The sequence below is a fragment of the Alkalibacillus flavidus genome, from assembly GCF_040545925.1.
GTDB classification, from domain to species: Bacteria; Bacillota; Bacilli; order Bacillales; family Alkalibacillaceae; genus Alkalibacillus; species Alkalibacillus flavidus.
The window spans coordinates 110,635-134,142 of sequence record NZ_JBEPMX010000004.1 but is presented as its reverse complement, the minus strand read 5'-3'; the positions used below and the strand labels follow the sequence as shown (position 1 = coordinate 134,142).

The window sequence follows — 23,508 nt, the reverse complement described above, 5'->3', positions numbered from 1 at the left end:
TTAGAGGTCGTGACGAGCAGCATAATGTTTAAACACGTCGAGTGACGTATAAGTCGGTGTGAATCCGAACGCTTCTTTCAATTTTGTATTGTCTAACACGGGTCGGTATGTTAAAAAAATCAAGTTGTTCTGGCCCGTATTGTGTGAGGCGGAAAAAGCTCAACAACCATAATGTATTTTTAAATAATCTGCTGGGTAACCGGACAACGCCTTTATTTAATATGTCCCCAATATCATCAATCGTGACCGCACCATCCCCAGCGAGGTTATAAACGCCGGTCACGTCTGAATCAATCGCGCGAATACAACACGTCACCACATCTTTGTCCCAAATAAAGACAAATGGACTATTGGACCCTTTCACACCTAAGAGGCGAGGTTTTTTAAACAAATCAGTAATTTGATTATTCACGTTGTCGCCTAAAATCGTCCCGATGCGAAAGACAATTTGCTCTAAGTCAGGGTGATGCTCGCGATAGTCTGCTAACATTTGCTCAACGAGACGTTTATGGTAAGCGTAGGTAAAAGCTTCGTTCCCGCGGAGTGGATGATCTTCGGCGATCCAGTCAGCGTTATCTGGGTGATAGCCGTATGCAGCACCACTCGATGACACAATAATGCGCTTAACGTGGTTAGTGATGCACGCTTGAAGTAAGTTATGTGTCCCTTCCACATCAACGGAATATTCAAAATCACGATCCCTCGTTTTACTAGGCGTGACGATTGTCGCTAAATGAATGACAACATCAATGGTATGATGTGCTATGACACTTGATAATTCGGGTGAGCGTATGTCTAACGGGATATAAGTGACATCGTCAGTCAAAGTCAGTGTCGGTTCAGATTTAATATCCGTTGCGACGATATGCCACGGTCGTTCACTTGTTTCATTCCTGCGCATGAGTTCTGTCACGATTTGCTGACCGATATAGCCCATCGCACCTGTGATCAACACATTCATGCCGCATCACCTAAACTTTCATCGATCGGCGGCTTGCGCGACCAAAATGTGGCCAGTGTAAGCCCGGCAATAATATGCCAAATCGACCACCAGGCAGCGACAATCGCCATGCCACCGAGTCCGCCGAAAAAGTTAAAGACTAAAATTAAACCGAGCCCCGAGTTTTGAATCCCGATTTCGATCGCAATCGCACGCCTGTCACGTTCGGGTAAACCGAATGATCGTGCTGAGACGTAGCCTAATGTAATCGCGAGTGCATTGTGTAAAAAGACGGCGACCACGACCATACCAACAAAATCAATAAAATAGCCGAAGTTGTTCATTAATGCCCCAAGGACAAACAAAATAAAAAACACAATCGAAAAGCGCCTCATCCATTTGCTTGCTTTTTGCGACCAAGATGGGAAGCGGTAATTCACAACCATGCCGACGCTTAGCGGGATCGCCAATAAAATCACAACGGTCATAAACAAATCAGCGGGGCTAATCATGAACGAGCGTAATAAATCATTTGTCGGTCCATAGAGTGACCCCCATAGAAGTGTGTTTAACGGTGTCATGATAATCGCGAATAACGTTGAGACGGCCGACATACTAATGGACAACGTCGTACGCCCTTTGCCGAGGTGAGCGAGAAAGTTAGACAAATTACCCCCAGGGCAAGCCGCCACGAGAAACATACCAAGCGCAATACTCGGCTGTGGTTGTAACATCATCACAAGACCAAACGTCACAGCCGGTAATAATAAAAATTGTGCTGTTAAGCCGATAAGAAACGGTTTCGGTGTTTTAAGCGTTCGTTTAAAATCATTTACTTTTAAATCAAGAGCGACGCCAAACATAATAAAACCGATTAAAATATTCATGAGAAGCAAGGTCGATTCATTGAAGTTTAATTGAACCTCATCAATGCCCATAGGTTATTTCCCCTTTGGTTCGTCATGCATGTCTTTAAAATATTTTAACCCCGGTGCCCACATGTGTTTGACTGGATCGACATCGCAATGAATCACGGTACAGCCACGGTGGCCTTTCGCGCGGACGAGTGCTTCGCGTAACTGATAAGGATCAGACACGCGTTCGCCATGAGCTCCCATACTTTTCGCAAGCTGGTCAAAAGCGATATCGCCTAAATCAGCATTGATATTTTCGCCGTCATCAAGCGATTTTTTGACGATCGTTTTCACCGGACGAAGCGCAATATTTTGATTAATTTTCACCATACCCCATTGTTTATCGCAAACGACGAGATAAATCACGTTTAAGTCGTTTCGCACGGCTGTTTCGATTTCTTGCGGATGGAAGCCCATCGCCCCGTCGCCGATCACGCAAAGGACAGGTTCATCGGGGTTCGCAGCAGCAACGCCTAATGCCTGGGCAACCCCAGCGCCGAGCATGCCGAACTTAAAGGTGGAAAACAACCCGCCTTGTTTTTCAATTGATGTGAAAAAGTTCGACCAAATCGCTGTATTGCCACCATCAGCAATAACCGGTACGTTGCGAGAAAAAACGTCTTGAGCCATCGCGGCGACATGTGCTGGGTTCATCGGACTATTGAGGTCGTCTAGCTTTTCATTCAGTTTTCGACGGTATTTTTTGCGCTCTTCTACATATTTCTTGATCGTGGATTGGCGTTTTTTAATCGTTTTCGGTTTGATATGATGCGGTAATTCATCTGATAGTTTATTTAAAAAGTGTTTAATATCGCTTTGAATGCCCATCGTTATCGGTTTGTTCATACCAATCATAGACGGATCGATATCGACTTGAATCACATCTTGATCCGCATCCCAATACGGCGCTTTCCCCCACCAGTCTGTTTCGCCGACACGTGAACCAAGAACGAGCACGAGGTCCGCTTCACGCCTGATTTGATTATTCGTTTCAATATGAATCATCGGCATCGTCAGCGGGCTGTTTTCGCGAATTGCCCCGCGACCAGCCCAACTCGTTGTCACCATTGTTTGTAGTTGTTTCGCGACTTGTTCTAATTCGTCATAAGCTTGAGCATGAATGACGCCACTACCAGCGTGAATGATAGGGAATTTAGCTTTGGTAATTAATTGAGAAGCTTGTTCGACTTGTGCATTGGTAGGCGAAGGATGGTTAAGTAATCGATATTGAGATGGTTGTTGGAAAGTGAGATCAGATTTGAATTTACCATTTAAAATATTTTCTGGAATGTCAAGGTGAACGACGCCCGGGCGTCCATCGTAACACTGTCTTAACGCTGTCCGCATGAGTTCTGGAATACGGTCAAATGACGGCACCGCTTCACTCCATTTCGCGATTTGCTTAATCGCTCCTGTTTGATTAAAGTATTGATACGTCCCACCACGATCAGGATACATAATGCCCGTCCGACGGGAACTCGTAATGACTAGCACACGATTGCCTTCAGCTTGTTCAACGACGAGACCCGGTAATATATTCGCAACACCCGGCCCATTACTCGCCATACAAACGCCTAATTGACCCGTCGAACGCGCGTAAGCACCAGCCATGTGCGCCGCACTCGTTTCATGCCGCGGCGTTATGAGTTGCATCCCATTCGGTTCTAAGCTCGAATAAAACCCAAAATACGTCCCATCAATAATCCCGAAAACGGTTTCAATATTTTCCTGACTTAACATTTTCGCAACGACTTCGCCACCGGACATTTCAGCCATCGTATAATCGCCCCTTTTTAGTAGATTATATGTCATCTATATTCTATTATAACGACATAATATGTTTTGAGATAGTGATTAGTCTGAAAAGTTTGATAAATAACTTTTTGGGAAATGAGATCGATGATATTAGGTTTGAAAAGTATCTTTTAGCAAAGAGGTAATTTAATGAAAGATATTTCAAGTTGGCCAGTTACAAACTTTGGAGAGAATAGTACTTTAGAAAAGTACGAAATTTTATCACCTAGTAATGAACATTATGTTATGAAATTTCCTAGGGATTTTGATGGGAATCGAACTAATTGGGAGGATGTTAATGAAGTCATCGCGGCTAAAGTGGCTCAATTATTAGGTATAAAAGTAGTTGATGCAGAAATTGCTTATTATAAAAATAGAAGAACATGTTTGATGAAGCATTTTCGTTTTCAATTGAATGCAGAACATGGTGACACAGCGGCCTCTTTATTGAGTGCAGAATTTGGGGATGAATATGAAAATTTAGTTAGTAGTGACCTTAAAATGAAGAACTGATGCAACGACTTTTTTCATTGTTTGAAAATTTTTCTTTATTTGACAAGATTGTAAAAGATTTTGTATTCATGAATTTGTTTGATATTTTGATTGCCAATCAAGATCGTCATGGGCATAATTGGCAAGTTCTTTATATAAATTGAGATGAAATGTTTGGTCCGTTATATGATAATGGAGCTTCGCTTGGATGGCAACTTCCAGAGTCTCAAATAATAGAACAAATGAATTATAAAGCCAAAATGAATAAATTTTATAAGAATTCAAAAATGAAAATAAGCTTAGATAACAGAGAAACCCCAAGAATAAAAGCAAAGACAGTATTAAAATATTTAATACTAAATTATAGAAAAGAATGTGATGAATTTTTTCATATAGCACAAAATATAGATATACTCGAGTTGAAAAGTTTCTTAGAGAATTTCCTGTTAATTACAGATGAAAGAAATTTATAGTCTAGTTAATTGAATTCAGATTAAATCAGATGTTACTTACTTATAAAAAGGGTGGGTTTTCATAAATCAAGTTAAATCACTATTATTAGTTTGGCAAAATTCAAAAGATAATTTGTATTACCACATTGGTACACTCACGTATCATGGTGAGAGATATACATTTGAATATAGTCATAAAAGTGAATCGCCTCGTAATGTACATGAAGCGATACGTCAGGGTTATCGTCTACACCCAGCCTTCCCTAATCTAAATAAAACGTATGAATCAGAAAAACTTTTCACAACATTTAATCGACGTATTCCTGATCATACGCGAATTGGTTTTGAAGAAATATTAGAAGAATTGTCTTTATCAGAAGATGCTGATCGTATGGATGTGTTACGTGAAACGCGAGGTGTTTTGTCAGGTGATCCATATTCATTCGAAGAGCCTCTACGATTACATGAAGACATATTACATTCAAATTTTTATATTAATGGAATGCGTCATAATAACAAACTACCTGAAAACTGGTCAGAATTCTTAAAACCTGGTGATCAATTAGTTCCAGAAGTAGATGAAGATAACTCTTTTGATCAATATGCTGTTCGAATTATGAACACTGAAGGACTTTTTATAGGTTATGTACCAGGAATTTATGCCCAAGCGGTCCACTCTCTTCTAAAGAATAATGAAAACGTTGTATTAGAGGTTAAAAAGGTTCGTTCATATTATACACCTCAATGGTGGGTGAAAGTTAAATTGACCGCAACAGTAAATTTTGATAAGAAGGGCTACGAGTATCGTACAAAATTAAACAGTTGTATTTTTAAAGATACTGCATGAATGATTCGAACGAAACCCCGAAAGATCTTTAAATAAAAGTTCTTTCGGGGTTTCGTTCAAGAAATTGTTTTGTGTTTTTAGAAATGCTATTATTTAATTCTCTCTTCCGTCTCAGCATCAAAGAAATGAACCTTATTCATATCGATTGCCAATTTGACGTCGTCGCCAGCATTGACTTCGGAACGAGCATCGACACGGGCGATGAATTCTTGGTCGTCGAGTTTTGAATAGAGATATGTTTCAGACCCCATCAGTTCAGCGACTTCAACATGGGTATTGAATGCAGAGCCAGGTGAGTGTTCAATAAAGACTGGCTCGTCATGCAATTCTTCTGGACGCACGCCTAGCACCATATCTTTTCCTACATATCCTTTGTCTCGTAAAGGCTTCATGCGACCTTCTGGGATCTCGATTGATGTTTCACCAATTTTAAAAGCTCCGTCTTCAAGTTTTCCGTTAAAGAAGTTCATTGACGGTGACCCGATGAAGCCACCGACGAAAATATTGTCAGGGTAATCGAAAACTTCTTTCGGTGTACCGACTTGTTGGACGACACCATCTTTCATAACGACGAGGCGCGTTGCCATCGTCATCGCTTCAGTTTGGTCGTGTGTGACATATATTGTTGTTGTTTGTAAGCGTTGGTGTAGTTTTTGAATTTCTGTACGCATTTGGACACGTAATTTTGCGTCTAAGTTAGATAGCGGTTCGTCCATTAAAAATACCTTCGCATCACGGACAATCGCGCGGCCGAGTGCGACACGTTGACGTTGACCACCTGATAGAGCTTTTGGTTTACGGTCTAAGTAATCTTCTAGGCCGAGAATGCGCGCGGCTTCATGGACTTTTTCTTTAATGACATCTTTTTTGAATTTACGCAGTTTTAAGCCGAATGCGATGTTGTCGTACACCGTCATATGCGGATAGAGGGCGTAGTTTTGGAAAACCATTGCGATGTCACGGTTTTTCGGTGGGACATCGTTTACTCGGTCATCATCAATTATGAGATCGCCTTCTGTAATATCTTCAAGACCAGCAATCATTCGAAGCGTTGTCGACTTACCACAACCTGACGGGCCGACGAAGACGACGAACTCTTTGTCATCAATATCTAAATTAAAATCCTTAACTGCGTGGACATCTTTTTCGTAATACTTATTAATATTATGTAACTTTAAATCTGCCATTTGACTCATCCTTTCTATAAGTCTATTGTATAATAAAACGCTTTCATAAAGAATGGGCAAGGTGCACATGATTGTGGTGGGGTGGATGTGCAGATTGCTTAAAGGGGTTTACGACATGAATGAAGTCATCAATAATGTCACGCTTTATTTAGAAGATAAAGTTTGGCTATCCGGTTCGATTACGATTGAAGATGGCGTGATTCAAGCTGTATCACGTGAGCCAATTGCTGATCAACGTGCGGTAGATGGGCGTGGATTAATCGCGATTCCTGGTTTTATCGACACGCATATTCATGGTGCTATAGGTTATGACGTGATGGATGGATCAGAAGAGGCGCTGCGTGAAATAGCACGTGCGTTGCCATTTGAGGGAACGACGTCATTTTTGCCAACGACATTAACAGCACATCGCGCAGCAATTGACGATAGTTTACATAACATAGCGACGTTTTCAAGTGGGTTCGGCCAAGCGGAAGTTTTAGGTGCACATGTTGAGGGACCTTTTATTAATAAAGATAAAAGTGGTGCGCAACCTGCTGAATACATATTAGAACCAGACAAGGCTTTAACTGAAAAATGGTTGGAGTCAGGGGTAGTGAAGGCAATGACTGTAGCGCCAGAGTTGGGTGGTGCTCATGCGTTAATGCATCTGTTACATCAACATTCGGTCGTTGTGTCGGCGGGACATACAGAAGCGGATTATAATGACATTCGCTGGGCACGAACTCACGGATTAAGTCAATTAACCCATTTATGTAACGCGATGACAGGCATTCATCATCGTGATATGGGGGCTGTTGGAGCGGCCGTGTTATTCGATGATTTGGTATGTGAACTCATTGCGGATGGGATTCATGTTGCAGATCCAATGTTGAAGTTGCTCTATCAAATGATAGGGCCTAACCGATTAATGTTAATCACCGATAGTATTCGAGCAAAAGGTCTTGAATCGGGCACATACAAATTAGGCAGGAACGATGTAACAGTCGTTAACGGACAGGCGACGCTAAGTGATGGAACGTTAGCTGGCAGCGTGTTGACAATGGATGAAGCGGCACGGCGCATGATGCGGGTTTGCGGTGCGACAATCCGTGACATTATCCAAATGACAGCCGTTAATCCTGCCAAACAGTACGGCGTTTGGGACCGTAAAGGGAGTCTAGCAGCAGGTAAAGATGCCGATCTGTTATTAGTTGATGAGCAGATGACAATTCATGCCGTATATTGTCGGGGCACACACATTAATTTATAAATAATTAAGGCATAAATAGCTGACTAAAGCATCGTCAAACTGCCGGACGTCCAATCCAGTCAATTCATAAAATTTATCAATTCGTTTTTGAACCGTGTTTCGGTGCATATAATGATGTTTGGCAACGGATGAAATATTCACTTGATGTTCGATGACAGTTGTGATGGTTTCGAGTAAATCATAATCTCGTAATGCATCTTGTAATAGGGCTTGTTTAAACAAATAGCGATCGTTAGGTGTTAAATTTGTCGTTAATATAGGTAAAAGAGCGTCCTGATGAGAAATGACGCGTTTATGACTATTTAGAAATAACGTCTGAACGGATTGCTCCAGCCAATGAAAAAGGTCAGGTGCTTGTTTGATATTTTTTAAAACATTGGATTGAAATATCGTCATTTTAACATCAAGATCATTCGATAATACATCAATAACGTCATTGAAATTAAACGGCTCTTCATTTACGGTAAGTGGTTCTAAACCAATGACGAAATCAGCTGGGTTAGAGAGAATGATTAACGATTTATTGAGAACGTCTTCAATAGCTGTTTGAGCTTCATCGACATGATTGAACGCGAGAAGTCGAAACGCTTCTAAGGTTTCAGGCGGTTCACTTCTATTACCCGTGACATATTGGTGCCATGAATCATGAATGATCGTCGCCTCATTCGTATGGAATAACGTGGTTATTAAATTTTTAGCCTCATCGGTTAAATCCGTTTTCGGAATTCCGTATGTTTGACCTGAAAGCTGAAACGAGACATATTGTGGATCGTGGTCGTTTAACGGGATTAAATTTGGATATAAAGATCGCAATTTATCTAGCATGATGGTCACTCCAGTCTAATCATGATCCCATTATATCACGGGATGTGATCGTGTTTGAAATAGAAGTTGGCATTTCGCCGTATATCATCAGATTTTCGCCGTATCCAAGCACGAAATCGCCGTATGGTGTTAAAAATTCGCCGTATCGCAACTTAATATCGCCGTATCATACAAAAATCCAGCTGCTTAAATTAGTTAAGTAGCTGGATTTTAATTTAAATAATTCCTTGCATACGTAAGACAATTTCGGCAATGACCGCTGAGCCTAAGACGGTGCCTAGTAGGACGAAGGATGCGACGACGATGGTACGCCAGCCGAGTTTCATGAAGTCGGTCCAGGAGCGTCCGATTGCGATGCCGGCGTAGGCCAAGATCGGTGTCGTCAAGGCGAGTAGTTGCACTTCGGATGTCCACGCCACAATAATCTCGCTACCAGGTGTCCAAGGCATGGAGATAAGGACGCCGTAAATGGCGATATAAGCAACGCTCGGGATGCTTAATGGGACGAGTTTTTGTGTGATGAATCCGAGTAGTGACACGACAATAAGAACAATCATGCCGAGAATGGCGTTTAAAGAAAAGATGTCATAGCCGACCCAGTTGCCGAGTAACGTCACGATGCCGAAGATCGTCAGTAATAATGTCCATTCTTGTATGTTTTTGAGCATATTATGACACCTCATCTTTCTGCTTGTTTTTCGTGAAGAGTTTATATAGTTTTTCGGTTAACGGTAAGGCGATAAAAATACTGACGTATAAGCCGGTTGATAAGGATAATAGGTTACTAGCGCCTGCGTAAGCAGCGATTTGGCCTTCCATCTCAGGGAAAATGCTAATGAGTGACCCGCTTGCAGCTGCCATCATACTTGCGCTTCCGATACCTGATGCCATGGCGAAAGACAGCGGGTGAAGCGGTGTGATCGTTGCGAGTAGTCCGGCGAGTAAGCCCATAAAGATAGCGCCGAATACCGTACCGAAAATATACATCGCCATGACGCCGCGACCTTCAGGTGAGTTGAATCCGAATTTGTCCATGATCAACCCGACGTTTGGCTCGCGGGCAACAGAGTGGGTCATGCCGACGGTTTCACGACGTAAACCGAGTAAAATCGCAATCGGTAGAGCGATTAAGACCGTTCCGATATTGCCGAGTTCTTGTAAGAGTAGTGCAGGTCCTGCTGCAATGATTTCGGGTAAATCGGGTCCAATGATGACACCGATTTTGGCAAGCAAGAGTGCCACGCCAAGGACAATGAGTGGTTCAGATTTCTCTGATTGTTTTTCGGAAACGACTGGTGTGAAATAAAGTATAATACCAATAATGATGGCGTAAAGCATCGGTAATAAAATGACGACGCCAGGGCCGACGGAAAATTCGAATGACCCGACGAGTTCAGCGCCTATGACAATTAAAAAAACGGTTAAATGCAAGCGCCAATCTTTCCATACATCGCTAATCTGTGCTTGTTGCATGATAGTCCCTCCTTTGGTGTGTAAAACAAAAACGATGACCTCAGGAGAGGCGCATCGTTTAATTATTATTCAGAATAATGTATATTTTTACACAAATGCGAGGGTGATGGCAAGGGATAAGTGGTTTTATTTTTATAAGACGACGTACAATAGACAAATGGTGGCGTAACAGATCAGCCATAATGTTAAAGCGAACAAGAGATTGCTACGCGGTCCGACTGCGACAGGATTGCTTTGAGCTAAGCCAGACATGAGTAGATTCAGCCCAGAAAATGGTGAGCCGATCACCGAAACCATCCAATTGGCGAGTAAGCCGAAGCTGAGTAGTAAGTGTTCATCGGCAAATAAAGGTGATGAGCTAAGCGTGATGCTTAACGCGGTCATCGTAATAATCGGATGGACGCCGACAAATGATAAACTCGTCACAATGATGAGTAAGACGGGTATGAGCACGAGAATATGCGAAATGCCGAACCAGTTAATGAAATCGATGATCCATTCGCTTGCTCCTGCGCTTAAAATCGCTGCACCAAACGCGCCAGCTGCGATAAATAGTGATAATTCGTTTCCCATGGCTGGTAGGCGCTCTTGCGTGAAGCGGCCGTAACTTTTAATTAAGTCTTTCGGTCGTTCATATACAAGCCCCCAAATCGCTGATAATACAATCGCAACGAGCGGGATAATCGTCAGGACGGATAAGTCGACGAGATATTCGAGCGTCATAATAAAAGCTGTTAAACAGAGAATGATGATTAATAGTTCGAAAAGTTTACGCTTCGCCTCTTGAATAGTCACGGTTGTTTCAGATGGTTCGCTTTCTACAACGATTGGTTGTGAATGACGTTTTTCAAATAAAATACCAAGTGTAATACCGACGACTGCCATCGACAGGCCAATTGGAAAGATTTGAATCCAGCTAACATTAAAATAGGACAAAATGAGGGCGACCGAAATGAAATACGGTGACCACATAAATGCCATCGCAAAGCCGCGGCCGAGAGCGCGTGCCCGCAACATGCGGTACGGTTGATACGATGGTGTATCGGTCAGTTGATACATAATTGGAACGGTTCCTAAGTTCATAACCGACCCAACACCCATGAGAGCGATTTTGACATAGCTGTACAGCTGCCCGGTCGTCTGAATGTAATGATTAAAAACGGTTTCTAAATAATCGAGATAACGGCCTTGTTTGATGGGGATCGATAATAGCGGGACGAATATGAAAATGGCTAACACTGAGACGTTGGTGTTTAACCCTAAAAACATGTCCCACAATCCGTCGCCGAAAATAAATAGAAGGAAGGCTGAGCCGAGTAACGCGCTAATTAAAATGAACGGAATCCGTTTGAGATAAGGCATGTATGTCATGATGGTTGTTAGCGCAAATAGACTAACAAGCGGTGCGATCCAGTCTGTTTGGAGAAATTCAGATAATAAATAAGTAGATCCCATTAGTAAAGTGGACAGAGGTCGTATGATTGCTCGATTCATCGTGCTGCTCCTTTCTACGTCACACGTTAGATTATTAGATAATTTGCTGAAATTATTTAATAAATCCTTTAGGTTATCGAATAAATGCGTGAAATTATTTAAAAATATTGAGAGATTATTAGATAACTTTTAGTATAGTGACTATTTTAGCGGAAGTGAGCGACGCGTGCATCCTTTTGCTATGGCATAAAAAAAGCCAGCGTGTAGGACGCTGACTTTAACCGCCGAAGAAGAAGTCGAGGACACTTCCTGTTTTCGATGCGTTTTGGTTATAAAACTCGGAATAGCCACAATTATTGCAGAATACAACGGTGAATTGGTTGTTTTGGACGTCGAAAAACTTCGCGAAACCAGCGCCAGTCATCGCCACTTCTTTCGTATCGGCATCTTGACTGCCGCATTTAATGCATCCATTTTCCATATTTACCACTCCTTTAAGCATGTTACTGTTCATTTTAAAACATAATTCTATCTTTTGAAACCGTTTCCTTGTAAACTAGAAAGAAAGTGACATAAGAGGGGGACATAAATGATGACAACACGAAAAGTCATTTTAGATTGCGACCCAGGACATGATGATGCGATTACGATGATCCTGGCTAATGCGAACGATAAGATTCAAATCGAAGCCGTGACGACGGTAGCGGGAAATGTTGAAGTGGACAAAACAGCATTAAATGCGCGCCGTGTGTGCGATATTATTGGATTGGATGTAGCTGTCGCTGAAGGTTCCAATCGTCCAATGGTTCGGGAAACACAAATCGCCGAATCGATCCATGGTGATTCCGGTTTAGATGGACCGAATTTACCTGACGTGCCTAAAACACCGGTTCATGATCAGCATGCGGTTGATTTGATTATTGAAAAAGTACTTGAATCAGATGGGGACTTGACTTTAGTGCCGACAGGACCGTTAACGAATATTGCGATGGCGATGGTGAAAGAGCCAAAAATCGTGCCGAAGATTCAAGAGATTGTCTTGATGGGTGGCGGGACATTTGGTAATTGGACGCCAGCTGCGGAATTTAATATATGGGTTGATGCTGAAGCGGCGAAAGTGGTGTTTGAAAGTGGCGTGCCGATTGCGATGTTCGGGTTAGACGTGACGCACCAAGCGCAAGCAACAGACGCGACGATCGACCGGTTTGCGGGTGTGGATAATGATGTATCAGAGTTTGTCGTTGAACTGCTACGGTTTTTCAAGAAAACATACAAAGAGGTCTTTGGCTTTGATGGCGCTCCGATTCATGATGCGTGTACGGTGGCATATTTAATAGATCCGTCGATTTTTGATACGGTTGATGTCCGTGTCGATATTGAGACGAAGGGTGAATTTGCTTACGGCATGACGTGCGTCGATTTGTTAGCTGTAACGGGACGCGAGCCGAATGTTAATTTTGCACAAGGTTTAGACCAAGGTCGGTTCTGGGATTTACTAGAAAACGCGTTACAAACATATAGCAAGTAGTAGCAAACGAGCCGCCCCAGCCGGCTCGTTTTCCTTTGGTGATACTCATTTTTGAGATAATTCCTTCCACTTTTGAAATAACTAGCGCTAGTTATTTCAAAAGTGCACCGACTTATTTCATAACTTAAGCGATTTATGAAATAAGTCTTGAGAAAAATAAACGAATGAATTTTCTTATAATTTATTTTGTTATACAATATGATTAGCTTATGAACGCAAGAAAGGGGATGGTCGTGTGCCTAAAGGAGATTGGCGCTTTCGGATCGCGAATCGTGAAGCGTTAATCGGTGTCGCGTTAGCTACGTTTAATATCATATGGTGGTACGGGTTTGCTTATACGCTCGGCTCAAAATCGCCTGATGACTATATATACATATTCGGCTTTCCGGCTTGGTTTTTCTTCAGCTGTATCGTTGGTTTAGTCGTCATGATCGCGCTCGTATATCTTGTTGTTAAATTCGTCCTTAAAGACATGCCATTTGATGATGAAGGGCGGGATGAGTCGTGAAAGTACAAGTCTTAATACCGCTTCTCGCCTTATTATTAGTCATCTTTTTAATCGGTATTTGGTCGAATCGAAAACTTAACCAATCGACCTCCTTCATTAGCGATTATTTTTTAGGTAGTCGTGAACTTGGCGGACTTGTCCTTGCGATGACGATGGCTGCCACGTATGGTAGTGCGTCGAGTTTTCTCGGTGGTCCTGGCGCTGCTTATACGATTGGTCTCGGCTGGGTGTTACTCGCAATGACGCAAGTGGCGACTGGGTATTTTATTTTACTCGTTTTAGGTAAAAAATTTGCGATTGTCACGCGGAAATTTAAATCGATTACGTTAATTGATTTTTTGAAAACGCGTTACCAAAGCTCGACGGTTGTGATTATATCAGCGGTTAGCATCGTGATTTTCTTATTTTCCGCGATGGCTGCTCAATGGATTGGCGGCGCGCATTTAATCCAGTCCGTGACGGGCATATCATATTTAGGTGCGCTGTTTTTATTCGCAGTGGCGGTCCTCATCTACGTGATTATTGGCGGATTCCGTGCGGTTGCTGTCACCGATGCGATGCAAGGAATTATCATGTTTGTCGGGACGTTTGTCTTATTGGTTGCGGTCGTGATAGCGGGTGGCGGCATCCCTAGTATTATGCAAGACCTTGTGACGATTAATCCGAATTTAGTGACGCCATTTGGTCATGACGGCCAGTTAAATGCCGCGTATGTGACGTCGTTTTGGATTTTAGTCGGGGTTGGGGTTGTCGGTTTGCCGCAAGTGGCTGTTCGAGCGATGTCGTATCGTGACGCGCGCTCCATGCACCGTGCACTCATAATCGGAACAGTGGTTGTCGGTGTTATTATGCTCAATATGCACTTGATCGGCGTGTTTGCCCGCCCAGTGTTACCGGGGATTGAAGTGGCGGACCAGGTGATTCCGATGATCGCGCTCGAAACCTTGCCGCCGTGGGTTGCGGGGATTGTTTTAGCAGCACCACTTGCCGCGATGATGTCGACGGTCGATTCGCTTTTATTACTCGTGAGTTCGTCTGTCGTAAAAGATGTGTACATTAACTACTTTAGACCCAATGCAACCCGCAGTCACGTCAAAAAAGTGAGTATTGGATTCACAGCGTTTCTCGGTATTATTGTGTTTTTATTATCGATTCATCCGCCAAACTTACTCATCTATTTAAATTTATTTGCGTTTGGTGGACTTGAAGCAGCCTTTATTTGGCCGATTATTTTTGGCCTTTATTGGAAATATGCGAATAAACATGGAGCAATCGCTTCGATGTTAATCGGTATTAGCTCATATATCGCGATTTATCAATACAATTCAACGTATGGCGATCTACTCGGTGTGCATGCGGTAACGATTCCGGTTATTCTCTCATGTATCGCCTTTGTTAGCGTGAGTTTATTATTCAAACAAAAACCCTATTATTTTGAGGAGGCATTACAATGAACAACATTCCAAAAGATATTGTCGCAACATTTTCTATCGTCGGACGCGATCCTGATACAGGTGAGCTCGGCATTGCGGTTCAGTCGAAATTTCTAGGTGTCGGAGCTGTCGTACCATGGGCTGAAGCGGGTGTCGGTGCGGTTGCGACGCAATCAATGGCTAATACAGCCTATGGTCCTGAAGGTTTGGCATTACTAAAAGAAGGGAAATCGGCACAGGAAGCACTTGATGAACTCACGTCGAAAGACCCTGATCAAGCGATGCGTCAAGCTGCGATCATTGACGCGCGCGGTGGTGTCGCGACATTTACGGGTGACGGTTGTTACGACTGGGCTGGTGGCAAAACAGGTGACAACTACAGTGCTCAAGGTAATATTTTAGTAAGTCAAGCGACAGTTGAAGCGATGGGGCGTGGGTTTGAAGAGAAAGCCGGCGAACCGTTATCGGAGCGATTGTTACACGCTTTAAAAGAAGGGCAAAACGCTGGTGGTGATAGTCGTGGCAAGCAGTCGGCTGCGTTGTTCGTCGTGAAAGAACAAGGTGGTTACGGCGGTTATAACGATCGTATGGTAGATGTGCGAGTTGACGACCACGTGACGCCGATCAAAGAGTTAGAGCGTATTTTCCGCTTACATCAATTGTATTTCACGCGTACAGCTGAAGCTGATATTGTCGATATTGATGATGACAAGCGGGAAAAGCTGGTGCGCCGCTTAACGCAATTAAACTATTTATACGATGCCACAGATGTAACGGATCGCACGTTTTACGACGCACTAGCAAGTTATATTCATAATGAAAATTTTGAAGAACGCGAACAACCAGAAGGCAAAATTGATTTCAAATTGTATCAATACATGTTGATGGAATAACATGAGGAGCCTGCACGCGAGCGATTCGTGCAGGTTTTTGTTTTGAATACTGGGATGTGGTGATCTTATCGGCGAAATGGCAGAGGGATTCGGCTTTTTTGTCTGTTTTACGGCGAAAATTTTCCCTAATACAGCGAAATCTAGATACAATACGGCGAAAATCAATACTTTATCAGCGAAAGTGCCGGATTCTACACCTCATGACATAAAATATTACCCGGGAAATACGTCGAATCGTTCACTATTTAATAAACATCTGGAGCGCGACTTTCGAAAACAGGAATTTGCTGACGAATTTGCTTGACAACAGACATGTTTGTTGTCGCACGTAATATGGATTCTTTAGAAGCATCACCTTCTAATAAAATATCGCCTAATGGATCAATCGCCATGGATCGCCCTGCAAACTCAATATTATTATATTGCCCGACGCGGTTTGCTGATAAGACGTAATATTGGTTTTCGATCGCACGCGCGATTTGCAGTTGTTGCCAATGATTAGATCGTGCATCAGGCCATTCCGCAACAACACATAACACGTCAGCTCCGTTTAACGCTAATTGTCTTGTGATTTCAGGGAAACGGAGGTCGTAACAAATAATCGTCGCCACATTCACCCCGTCTAAATTGACGACGCGTGGTAGCTTACCTCCACCCGTCAAATAGTCAGGTTCATCAAGCATTGGCACGAGGTGAATTTTGTCGTATTCGTCTAGTACGTTGCCTTCGCGATTGATTGTTAAAGCTGTGTTATAAACTTGCTCTTCTTTAATTGTCGCGATCGACCCACCGATGATATTGACGTGGTATGTTTTAGCTAAATCAATCAAAAATCCTTTCGTCGGTTCGCTATTCATATCAGCGATCGTTTTTAATTCCGGTAACGTATAGGCGGTCGTCCACATTTCAGGTAAGACAATCACATCTGGCCCATCCTGTTGCATGACGTTATGAACATACTCAGCTACACGTTTCCGATTAGCTTCAGGATCGCCTGGTACGATATCGATTTGACATAAAGCCCACTTCATAAAATTGCCTCCTTCATCACACATGTCGACAAAAACGTGCTAAACTATGACTAAATCTATCACGTTTGGAGGATGTGCGATGCGTTTTGTCAGTTTTAACTATAATCGACACTATTATTGGGGGATTGAAGCTGATGATGGTATTTACTATTCTGAAAAGCTAATCAACATATTCCCTACTTTAGATACTTTAATCGCTAACATCGATGACCTTGATATCGAGAATGAAATTAATCAACAGATTTCGCGTCATGACATCGAATTATTAGCACCATTATATCCGAAGAAAAATATTATGTGTATCGGAAAAAATTACGCCGATCATGCGTTAGAAATGACGAATCAAGACCATTCGCAAATTCCGCAACATCCTGTCATTTTTACGAAAGCACCGACAAGTGTGACGGGGCCAAATATGCCAGTTAATTCTCACGCGTCAATAACGACGCAATTAGATTACGAGGGTGAATTAGCCGTTGTGATCGGGAAACGTGGTAAAAATATTGCTCGCGAAGACGCTTTGGATTATGTGTTTGGTTACACATTGTTAAACGATGTCACAGCCCGTGACTTGCAACAACAACATAAACAGTTTTTCCGCGGTAAATCGCTCGATACATTTGCGCCATTCGGGCCGGCGATTGTCACACCTGATGAAATTGAGGATGTCCAGAAACTCGGTATCCGGACTTATGTTAATGACGAATTACGCCAGAACGGTAACACGTCAGACATGATTTTCGATGTCAAAACGTTAATCGCCACATTGTCTGAAGGTATGACGTTAGAACCCGGTGACGTGATTGCGACAGGGACGCCAAGCGGTGTAGGCAAAGGCTTTAATCCACCACGATTTTTACAAGCTGGCGATGTCGTCACGGTTGAAATCGACCACATTGGTCAACTTGTTAATGTAGTTGAATGATTACCAGCCGAATTGATTAAGTTTCTGATAGTAATTGATGAGAAAATCATTAAACACTTGTTCCGATGGTGCGACGTCTCGATGTTTCGGTCGTACCATCCCAATCGTTCTTGTCATATTAGGTTCGACAATATCCATCACCACTGTTTCGCGCGTAGCCCGTTCCTGTAAGGCGATCTCAGGCAATAAACTAACCCCTAATCCTGCCGCGACGAGTCCTTTAATCGTATCGATATCTTCCCCTTCAAACGCCGCGCGCGGTTCGAAACCGACTTGCCGGCACGCATTCACAACAAGATCACGCATAATATATCCTTGGCGAAATAATACAAACGGTTCATGCCGCAACTGGTCGAGTCGTAAATGGTCATAATCTGCAAATGGGTGTGATTTCGGCAAAACAGCTTGTACATTTTCAGTGAAAAATATATCGCCTTTTACATCAACGTGATCAAGTGGAACAGGTGAAGCGAATGCCAAATCGATTTGCCCGACTTTAACAGCTTCGATTAATTCTTGGACGGTTCCTTGTTGTAATTGAAAGCCGATTTGCGGATGCTCTCGTCTAAAAGCGGCGATCACTTTTGGTAATGTTTTCGCTGCTAAACTCGTCGGGAAACCGAGTCGAATCGTACCAGACTCTGGATTTAAAAATTCGCGCACATCACGTTCAGCGTTTTCGACCTCAGTCATCGCTAACTTAATCCGTTCTAAAAACACTTCACCAACAGGCGTTAACCGAATTTGCCTGCCGCCCCGAATAAATAACTCAACGCCGAGTTCTTCTTCTAAATTGGCAATTTGCCGACTGACAGCTGATTGAGCGACGTGCATATCAGCTGCTGCTTCACTTACATGTTCTAATTCTGCTACTTTTATAAAATATTTTAATTGCCGTAACTCCATGTCTATCAACCTTTGTAAGCGCTTAATCTCAATTTGCGATCGTTTTGATCGAATATATATATTGAAAGCATAACAGAAAAAGCCTATGATAGAAATAACATTCTGTCTGAAAATTTAAACGACCGAAAGATGAGGTGACACGATGATTCAAACAGGTTATCCAACAAAGCAAGGCCTTTACGATCCACGCGAGGAGCATGATGCGTGTGGAATAGGTTTTGTGGCACAAATTGACGGTGTTTCGACTCATCAAATGATTAATGATTCGATTACGATTTTAAAACGATTAGATCATAGAGGTGGACGCGGTGCTGACGGCCATACAGGTGACGGTGCCGGGTTAATGTTAGAAATTCCGGATGCGTTATACCGCCAAACGTGGAATGAAATGTTGCCTAATCAAGGTGACTATGCGGTTGGGATGGTGTTTTTACCACAAGGTCGTAGTATGCGAGATGAGATAAAATCAAGATTCAATGATGTAGTTGAACAAGAAGGCCATACGGTGATTGGGTGGCGTGACGTACCAGTTGATACGGGCGTCATATCAGAAAGTGCGGCCAGCAACCGACCGTATATTGAACAAATTTTTATTAAAAAAGCGGATCACGTCGAACGCGAAATCTATTTCGAGCGTGAGCTGTATTTAATTCGTCGTATCATCGAAAAACAAATTGAAGCGGATGATTCGTTACAAGGCGGGCCTTTTTATATTGCAAGTTTGTCACCACGTACGATCGTGTATAAAGGCATGCTTGCACCAGAACAGCTGGCGACGTTTTATAAAGATTTAGCCGATGAGCGGGCTGAAACGTCGTTCGGGCTCGTGCACTCACGTTATAGTACGAATACGTTCCCGTCGTGGGAGCGTGCCCACCCGAATCGTATGCTTATGCACAACGGTGAAATCAATACGATTACAGGGAATGTCAATTGGATGAAGGCACGTGAAACTGCGGCAACGTCTCATGTTTATCGTGAGCGCCATCGCGATTTATTACCAGTGATCGATGAAAGTTCGAGTGACTCAGGTATGCTTGACCAAGCGTTTGAGTATTTTGTTATGAATGGTCGCTCGTTACCTGAAACAGCTATGATGATGGTGCCTGAAGCGTGGGATTTAAATGATGATATGAGTGATCCAGAACGTGCTTGTTACGAGTATTTAAGTTGTTTAATGGAACCTTGGGATGGCCCGACAGCGATTGCCTATACAGACGGTCGCCAAATCGGAGCGTCGATTGACCGAAACGGGTTACGCCCAGCGCGTTATTATATCACGGATGATAATCGATTCGTTTATTCATCTGAAGTCGGCGTCTTAGACATTGATCCGGAACGCGTCGTTGAAAAAGGGAAACTCGGCCCAGGTCAAATGATTTTAATAGATTTAGAGAATCATAAAGTGACGTATAGCGATGATATTAAACGTCAATTAGCTGAAAAACGGCCGTATCGCGATTGGTTGAATCAGTCACTCGTTCAATTAAGTGGCTTGCCGATGGGGCGCCAAAATGAGCAAATCGATGAAACAGAACTTCTTCAGTTTCAACTCGCGAATGGCTATACGAAAGAAGAAATGATGAAAAACTTGTTGCCGATGGTGACGGAAAAACGAGATCCAATTGGCTCAATGGGGAATGATACACCACTTGCTGTGTTATCGGAACAACCACAGCTGTTATTTAATTATTTTAAACAGTTGTTTGCCCAAGTGACGAACCCGCCAATTGACGCGATTCGTGAAAAACTCGTGACGTCGACGACATCATATTTAGGGCCAAAACATAATGTGCTAGATGATGGGCCTGAGCACTGTAAACGAATTCGCCTTTATACGCCGATTTTGAAGAAGGCAGAATTTGATGCGGTTATTCACAATTCGCGCAGTGATTACCGTTTTGAAAAAGTGTCGATTTGTTATCCTGTCGCGAAAGGTGCGAAAGGGTTGGAGCCAGCGTTAGATGAATTGTTTAAACGTGTAGAACGGGCGATCAACCAAGGCGTATCGTTAATTATTTTATCAGACCGTAAACAATCTGAAGATCATGTCGCGATACCGTCGTTGTTAGCGGTAAGCGGTTTGCACCATTATCTTGTCGAAAAAGGGTTGCGTACGAAAGCAAGTTTGATCGTTGAAACAGCGGAAGCGCGTGATGTCCATCAGTTTTCAACATTAATCGGTTTTGGTGCGGACATGATTTATCCGTATTTAGCGTACCGTTCAATTGAGACGTTAATTGACCATAATTATATAGAAAACATCTCTGTTCATGATGCGTTTGACCGTTATCGTGATGCGGCTACATCAGGCATCGTGAAAGTGATGTCGAAAATGGGGATTGCAACGATTCAAAGTTACCGTGGCGCGCAAATTTTTGAAGCAATCGGTTTAAGTCACGATGTCATGGAAAAATATTTCCGCGGATCCGCGTCGAAACTCGGCGGCATTGATCTAGAAACGATTGCAGAAGAAAGTTTAACGCGTCATCGCATGGCGTATCCGTTAACGCGCAACACTCTACCGTCTGGTGGTGACATGCAATGGCGTAGTGACGGCGAACATCATGCGTTCAATCCGAAAACGATTCATACGTTGCAACACGCAGCACGCATGAATGATGCGAAAAGCTACAAACAGTTTACCGAATTAGTCGAAGGTGAAAAAGTCGCCTTTCTACGCGATTTAATTGATATTAATGATACAAATCGTGATCCAATCCCGTTAGATGAAGTTGAATCGGTTGAATCGATCTGGAAACGATTCAAAACGGGTGCGATGTCATACGGCGCGTTAAGTCAAGAAGCTCACGAAATTTTAGCGATCGCGATGAACCGTATCGGCGGTAAAAGTAATAGCGGTGAAGGCGGGGAAGACCCGGATCGTTTTACACCGGATGATAATGGTGACTTGCGTCGGAGTGCGATTAAACAGATTGCATCGGGTCGTTTCGGTGTCACGAGTTATTATTTAACGAATGCCGATGAACTGCAAATTAAAATGGCACAAGGCGCTAAACCAGGTGAAGGCGGTCATTTACCAGGGAAGAAAGTGCACCCTTGGATTGCGAATGTACGTAAATCAACGCCAGGTGTCGGCTTAATTTCCCCGCCGCCGCACCATGATATTTATTCGATTGAAGATTTAGCGCAATTAATCTATGATTTGAAAAAATCGAATACGGAGGCGCGCGTCAACGTCAAACTCGTTTCGAAAACGGGCGTTGGAACGATTGCCGCGGGTGTAGCGAAAGGTAAAGCTGATGTGATCTTAATTAGTGGTTACGAAGGTGGTACGGGTGCATCGCCGAAAACGAGTATCCGTCACGCTGGTTTGCCGTGGGAACTCGGGTTAGCTGAAGCGCACCAAACGCTTGTCCTCAATCAATTACGCGAAAAAGTCCGTTTAGAGACGGATGGTAAATTGATGACAGGTAAGGATGTGATGAAAGCAGCCTTACTTGGTGCTGAAGAATTTGGTTTTTCTACAGCGCCTATGGTTGTGCTCGGTTGTATTTTAATGCGTGCGTGTCACTTAGATACGTGTCCAGTTGGGATTGCGACACAAGACCCTGATTTACGGAAAAAGTTTAACGGGCAAGCCGATCACGTCGTCAATTACATGCGATTTGTCGCGGAAGAGATGCGTGAATTAATGGCGCAATTAGGTGTTCGTTCACTTGATGAGCTGATTGGTCGAACGGATCTGCTTAAAGTCAACACGAGAAAAGATGCACATCCGAAAGCGAAGCAATTAGATTTTGAACCGTTATTACAACATTCCAATGACGATTGGTTAGAGCGAGAACGTCCGGTCATCAGTCGTTATGATGAAGTGCATATGGATCAGACGGAGATTTTACCACAAGTGCAAGCGATTTTAGAGTCCAAGAAAGCTGTGACGATTGATTTGCCGATTTCGAATACGGATCGAACAGTCGGAACCGAACTCGGACATGAAGTGACGAAGCGATATGGTGAAGCGGGCTTACCTGACGATACGATTCGTTTGAATTTCACAGGCTCAGCCGGTCAAAGCTTCGGTGCCTTTTTGCCAGCCGGGATCACGATGCACGTGACAGGTGATGCCAATGATTACGTCGGTAAAGGTTTATCAGGTGGTAAACTGGCGATCACCCCTCATAATCCACCGTCAGTACATCGTATGGCTGAGACGATTATCGGAAATGTGACCTTTTTCGGGGCAACAGGTGGTGAAGCCTACGTCAACGGTGCAGCTGGTGAACGGTTTGCCGTGCGTAATAGTGGTGTCCGTGCCGTCGTTGAAGGTGTTGGTGACAACGGTTGTGAATATATGACGGGTGGTCGAGTCGCCATTTTAGGTGACATTGGCAAAAACTTCGCAGCTGGTATGTCTGGTGGTATCGCGTATATTTGGAATCCAGATATGGAAGCGGTGAAAGCGAAGTCCAATCACGACATGGTATTATTTGAGACTGTTTCAGAACGCGATGAAGAAGATGAACTGAAAACTATGATCGAAAATCACGTCGATATGACGGGTAGTAAACGTGGAAAACATATTTTAAATCATTGGCGTGATATGGTGAGTCAATTTGTGAAAGTCATTCCAGTTGAATATAAAGAAAAGCTACGTCAAAAACGTGAAGAGTCAGAAACAAGTCAAGTCGTTCAATAAGTGTTAGGGAGGTG

At 43.1% G+C, this 23,508-nt stretch carries 21 protein-coding genes; 10 read left to right on the top strand and 11 right to left on the bottom strand.

The genetic code is table 11. The features are described from left to right. Positions 1–28: 28 nt before the first annotated feature. From ABID56_RS05625 to ABID56_RS05615, 3 genes are read right to left on the bottom strand one after another with little or no spacing between them, the layout of a single operon-like run. Complete coding sequence (locus ABID56_RS05625) at positions 29–961, bottom strand: NAD-dependent epimerase/dehydratase family protein (RefSeq protein WP_354219644.1); 933 nt, start codon at positions 959–961, stop codon at positions 29–31. Further along, a complete protein-coding gene (locus ABID56_RS05620) occupies positions 958–1,878 on the bottom strand; it encodes a bile acid:sodium symporter family protein (protein ID WP_354219643.1) in 921 nt (306 codons plus the stop codon). Before ABID56_RS05620 ends, ABID56_RS05625 begins: the two co-directional genes overlap by 4 nt. A 3-nt stretch (positions 1,879–1,881) precedes the next feature. Further along, a complete protein-coding gene (locus tag ABID56_RS05615; protein ID WP_354219642.1) occupies positions 1,882–3,630 on the bottom strand; it encodes a thiamine pyrophosphate-binding protein in 1,749 nt (582 codons plus the stop codon). A gap of 168 nt (positions 3,631–3,798) precedes the next feature. On the opposite strand from ABID56_RS05615, the gene ABID56_RS05610 reads away from it, so the two are divergent. The 3 genes from ABID56_RS05610 (at position 3,799) to ABID56_RS05600 (ending at position 5,439) form a co-directional block, all read left to right on the top strand. Beyond that, entirely contained in the window at positions 3,799–4,161 is a 363-nt protein-coding gene (locus ABID56_RS05610) for a hypothetical protein (RefSeq protein ID WP_354219641.1), read from the top strand. 149 nt (positions 4,162–4,310) lie between these two features. Continuing rightward, positions 4,311–4,613 carry a HipA domain-containing protein gene (locus tag ABID56_RS05605; RefSeq protein ID WP_354219640.1) on the top strand — a complete coding sequence of 101 codons (303 nt, stop codon included), beginning with the start codon at positions 4,311–4,313 and terminating at the stop codon, positions 4,611–4,613. Positions 4,614–4,725: 112 nt separating this feature from the next. Then, the gene (locus ABID56_RS05600) at positions 4,726–5,439 is read left to right on the top strand and encodes an HIRAN domain-containing protein (RefSeq protein ID WP_354219639.1); all 714 of its coding nucleotides are present in this window, start codon (positions 4,726–4,728) and stop codon (positions 5,437–5,439) included. 89 nt (positions 5,440–5,528) lie between these two features. On the opposite strand, the gene ABID56_RS05595 is transcribed toward ABID56_RS05600, so the two are convergent. Further along, positions 5,529–6,626 carry an ABC transporter ATP-binding protein gene (locus ABID56_RS05595; RefSeq protein ID WP_354219638.1) on the bottom strand — a complete coding sequence of 366 codons (1,098 nt, stop codon included), beginning with the start codon at positions 6,624–6,626 and terminating at the stop codon, positions 5,529–5,531. A gap of 115 nt (positions 6,627–6,741) precedes the next feature. Here ABID56_RS05595 and nagA point away from each other — a divergent pair, with 115 nt between their 5' ends. Next, positions 6,742–7,878 (top strand): N-acetylglucosamine-6-phosphate deacetylase, encoded by a 1,137-nt coding sequence (gene nagA, locus ABID56_RS05590; protein ID WP_354219637.1) that lies wholly within the window; start codon positions 6,742–6,744, stop codon positions 7,876–7,878. Here the strand turns inward: nagA and ABID56_RS05585 are convergent. From ABID56_RS05585 to ABID56_RS05565, 5 genes are all read right to left on the bottom strand, one after another. Then, positions 7,873–8,703, bottom strand: a complete 831-nt coding sequence (locus tag ABID56_RS05585; RefSeq protein WP_354219636.1) for a helix-turn-helix domain-containing protein — start codon at positions 8,701–8,703, stop codon at positions 7,873–7,875. The genes nagA and ABID56_RS05585 overlap by 6 nt on opposite strands. 215 nt (positions 8,704–8,918) lie before the next feature. Beyond that, on the bottom strand, positions 8,919–9,371 hold the full coding sequence (locus ABID56_RS05580; RefSeq protein WP_354219635.1) for a hypothetical protein: 453 nt from the start codon (positions 9,369–9,371) through the stop codon (positions 8,919–8,921). 1 nt (position 9,372) lies between these two features. Next, positions 9,373–10,176 carry a DUF3100 domain-containing protein gene (locus ABID56_RS05575; RefSeq protein ID WP_354219634.1) on the bottom strand — a complete coding sequence of 268 codons (804 nt, stop codon included), beginning with the start codon at positions 10,174–10,176 and terminating at the stop codon, positions 9,373–9,375. Positions 10,177–10,308: 132 nt separating this feature from the next. After that, on the bottom strand, positions 10,309–11,670 hold the full coding sequence (locus ABID56_RS05570; RefSeq protein ID WP_354219633.1) for a hypothetical protein: 1,362 nt from the start codon (positions 11,668–11,670) through the stop codon (positions 10,309–10,311). Positions 11,671–11,887: 217 nt separating this feature from the next. After that, positions 11,888–12,091: a zinc ribbon domain-containing protein gene (locus ABID56_RS05565; RefSeq protein ID WP_354219632.1), complete on the bottom strand. Its 204-nt coding sequence runs from the start codon at positions 12,089–12,091 to the stop codon at positions 11,888–11,890. Positions 12,092–12,199: 108 nt separating this feature from the next. Here ABID56_RS05565 and ABID56_RS05560 point away from each other — a divergent pair, with 108 nt between their 5' ends. From ABID56_RS05560 to ABID56_RS05545, 4 genes are all read left to right on the top strand, one after another. Next, entirely contained in the window at positions 12,200–13,138 is a 939-nt protein-coding gene (locus tag ABID56_RS05560) for a nucleoside hydrolase (RefSeq protein WP_354219631.1), read from the top strand. Between the two features lie 235 nt (positions 13,139–13,373). Further along, on the top strand, positions 13,374–13,646 hold the full coding sequence (locus tag ABID56_RS05555) for a YhdT family protein (protein ID WP_354219630.1): 273 nt from the start codon (positions 13,374–13,376) through the stop codon (positions 13,644–13,646). Next, positions 13,643–15,100 (top strand): sodium/pantothenate symporter, encoded by a 1,458-nt coding sequence (panF, locus tag ABID56_RS05550; protein ID WP_354219629.1) that lies wholly within the window; start codon positions 13,643–13,645, stop codon positions 15,098–15,100. Before ABID56_RS05555 ends, panF begins: the two co-directional genes overlap by 4 nt. Then, positions 15,097–15,972: a DUF1028 domain-containing protein gene (locus tag ABID56_RS05545; RefSeq protein WP_354219628.1), complete on the top strand. Its 876-nt coding sequence runs from the start codon at positions 15,097–15,099 to the stop codon at positions 15,970–15,972. The genes panF and ABID56_RS05545 overlap by 4 nt, the downstream gene beginning before the upstream one ends. Before the next feature lie 245 nt (positions 15,973–16,217). Here ABID56_RS05545 and ABID56_RS05540 read toward each other — a convergent pair whose 3' ends face one another. Beyond that, the gene (locus ABID56_RS05540; protein ID WP_354219627.1) at positions 16,218–17,003 is read right to left on the bottom strand and encodes a carbon-nitrogen family hydrolase; all 786 of its coding nucleotides are present in this window, start codon (positions 17,001–17,003) and stop codon (positions 16,218–16,220) included. A gap of 79 nt (positions 17,004–17,082) precedes the next feature. Here ABID56_RS05540 and ABID56_RS05535 point away from each other — a divergent pair, with 79 nt between their 5' ends. Further along, positions 17,083–17,928: a fumarylacetoacetate hydrolase family protein gene (locus tag ABID56_RS05535; protein ID WP_354219626.1), complete on the top strand. Its 846-nt coding sequence runs from the start codon at positions 17,083–17,085 to the stop codon at positions 17,926–17,928. On the opposite strand, the gene gltC is transcribed toward ABID56_RS05535, so the two are convergent. Continuing rightward, positions 17,929–18,834 (bottom strand): glutamate biosynthesis transcriptional regulator GltC, encoded by a 906-nt coding sequence (gene gltC / locus ABID56_RS05530; protein ID WP_354219625.1) that lies wholly within the window; start codon positions 18,832–18,834, stop codon positions 17,929–17,931. Positions 18,835–18,976: 142 nt separating this feature from the next. On the opposite strand from gltC, the gene gltB reads away from it, so the two are divergent. Further along, complete coding sequence (gene gltB / locus ABID56_RS05525; RefSeq protein ID WP_354219624.1) at positions 18,977–23,494, top strand: glutamate synthase large subunit; 4,518 nt, start codon at positions 18,977–18,979, stop codon at positions 23,492–23,494. Positions 23,495–23,508: the final 14 nt, after the last annotated feature.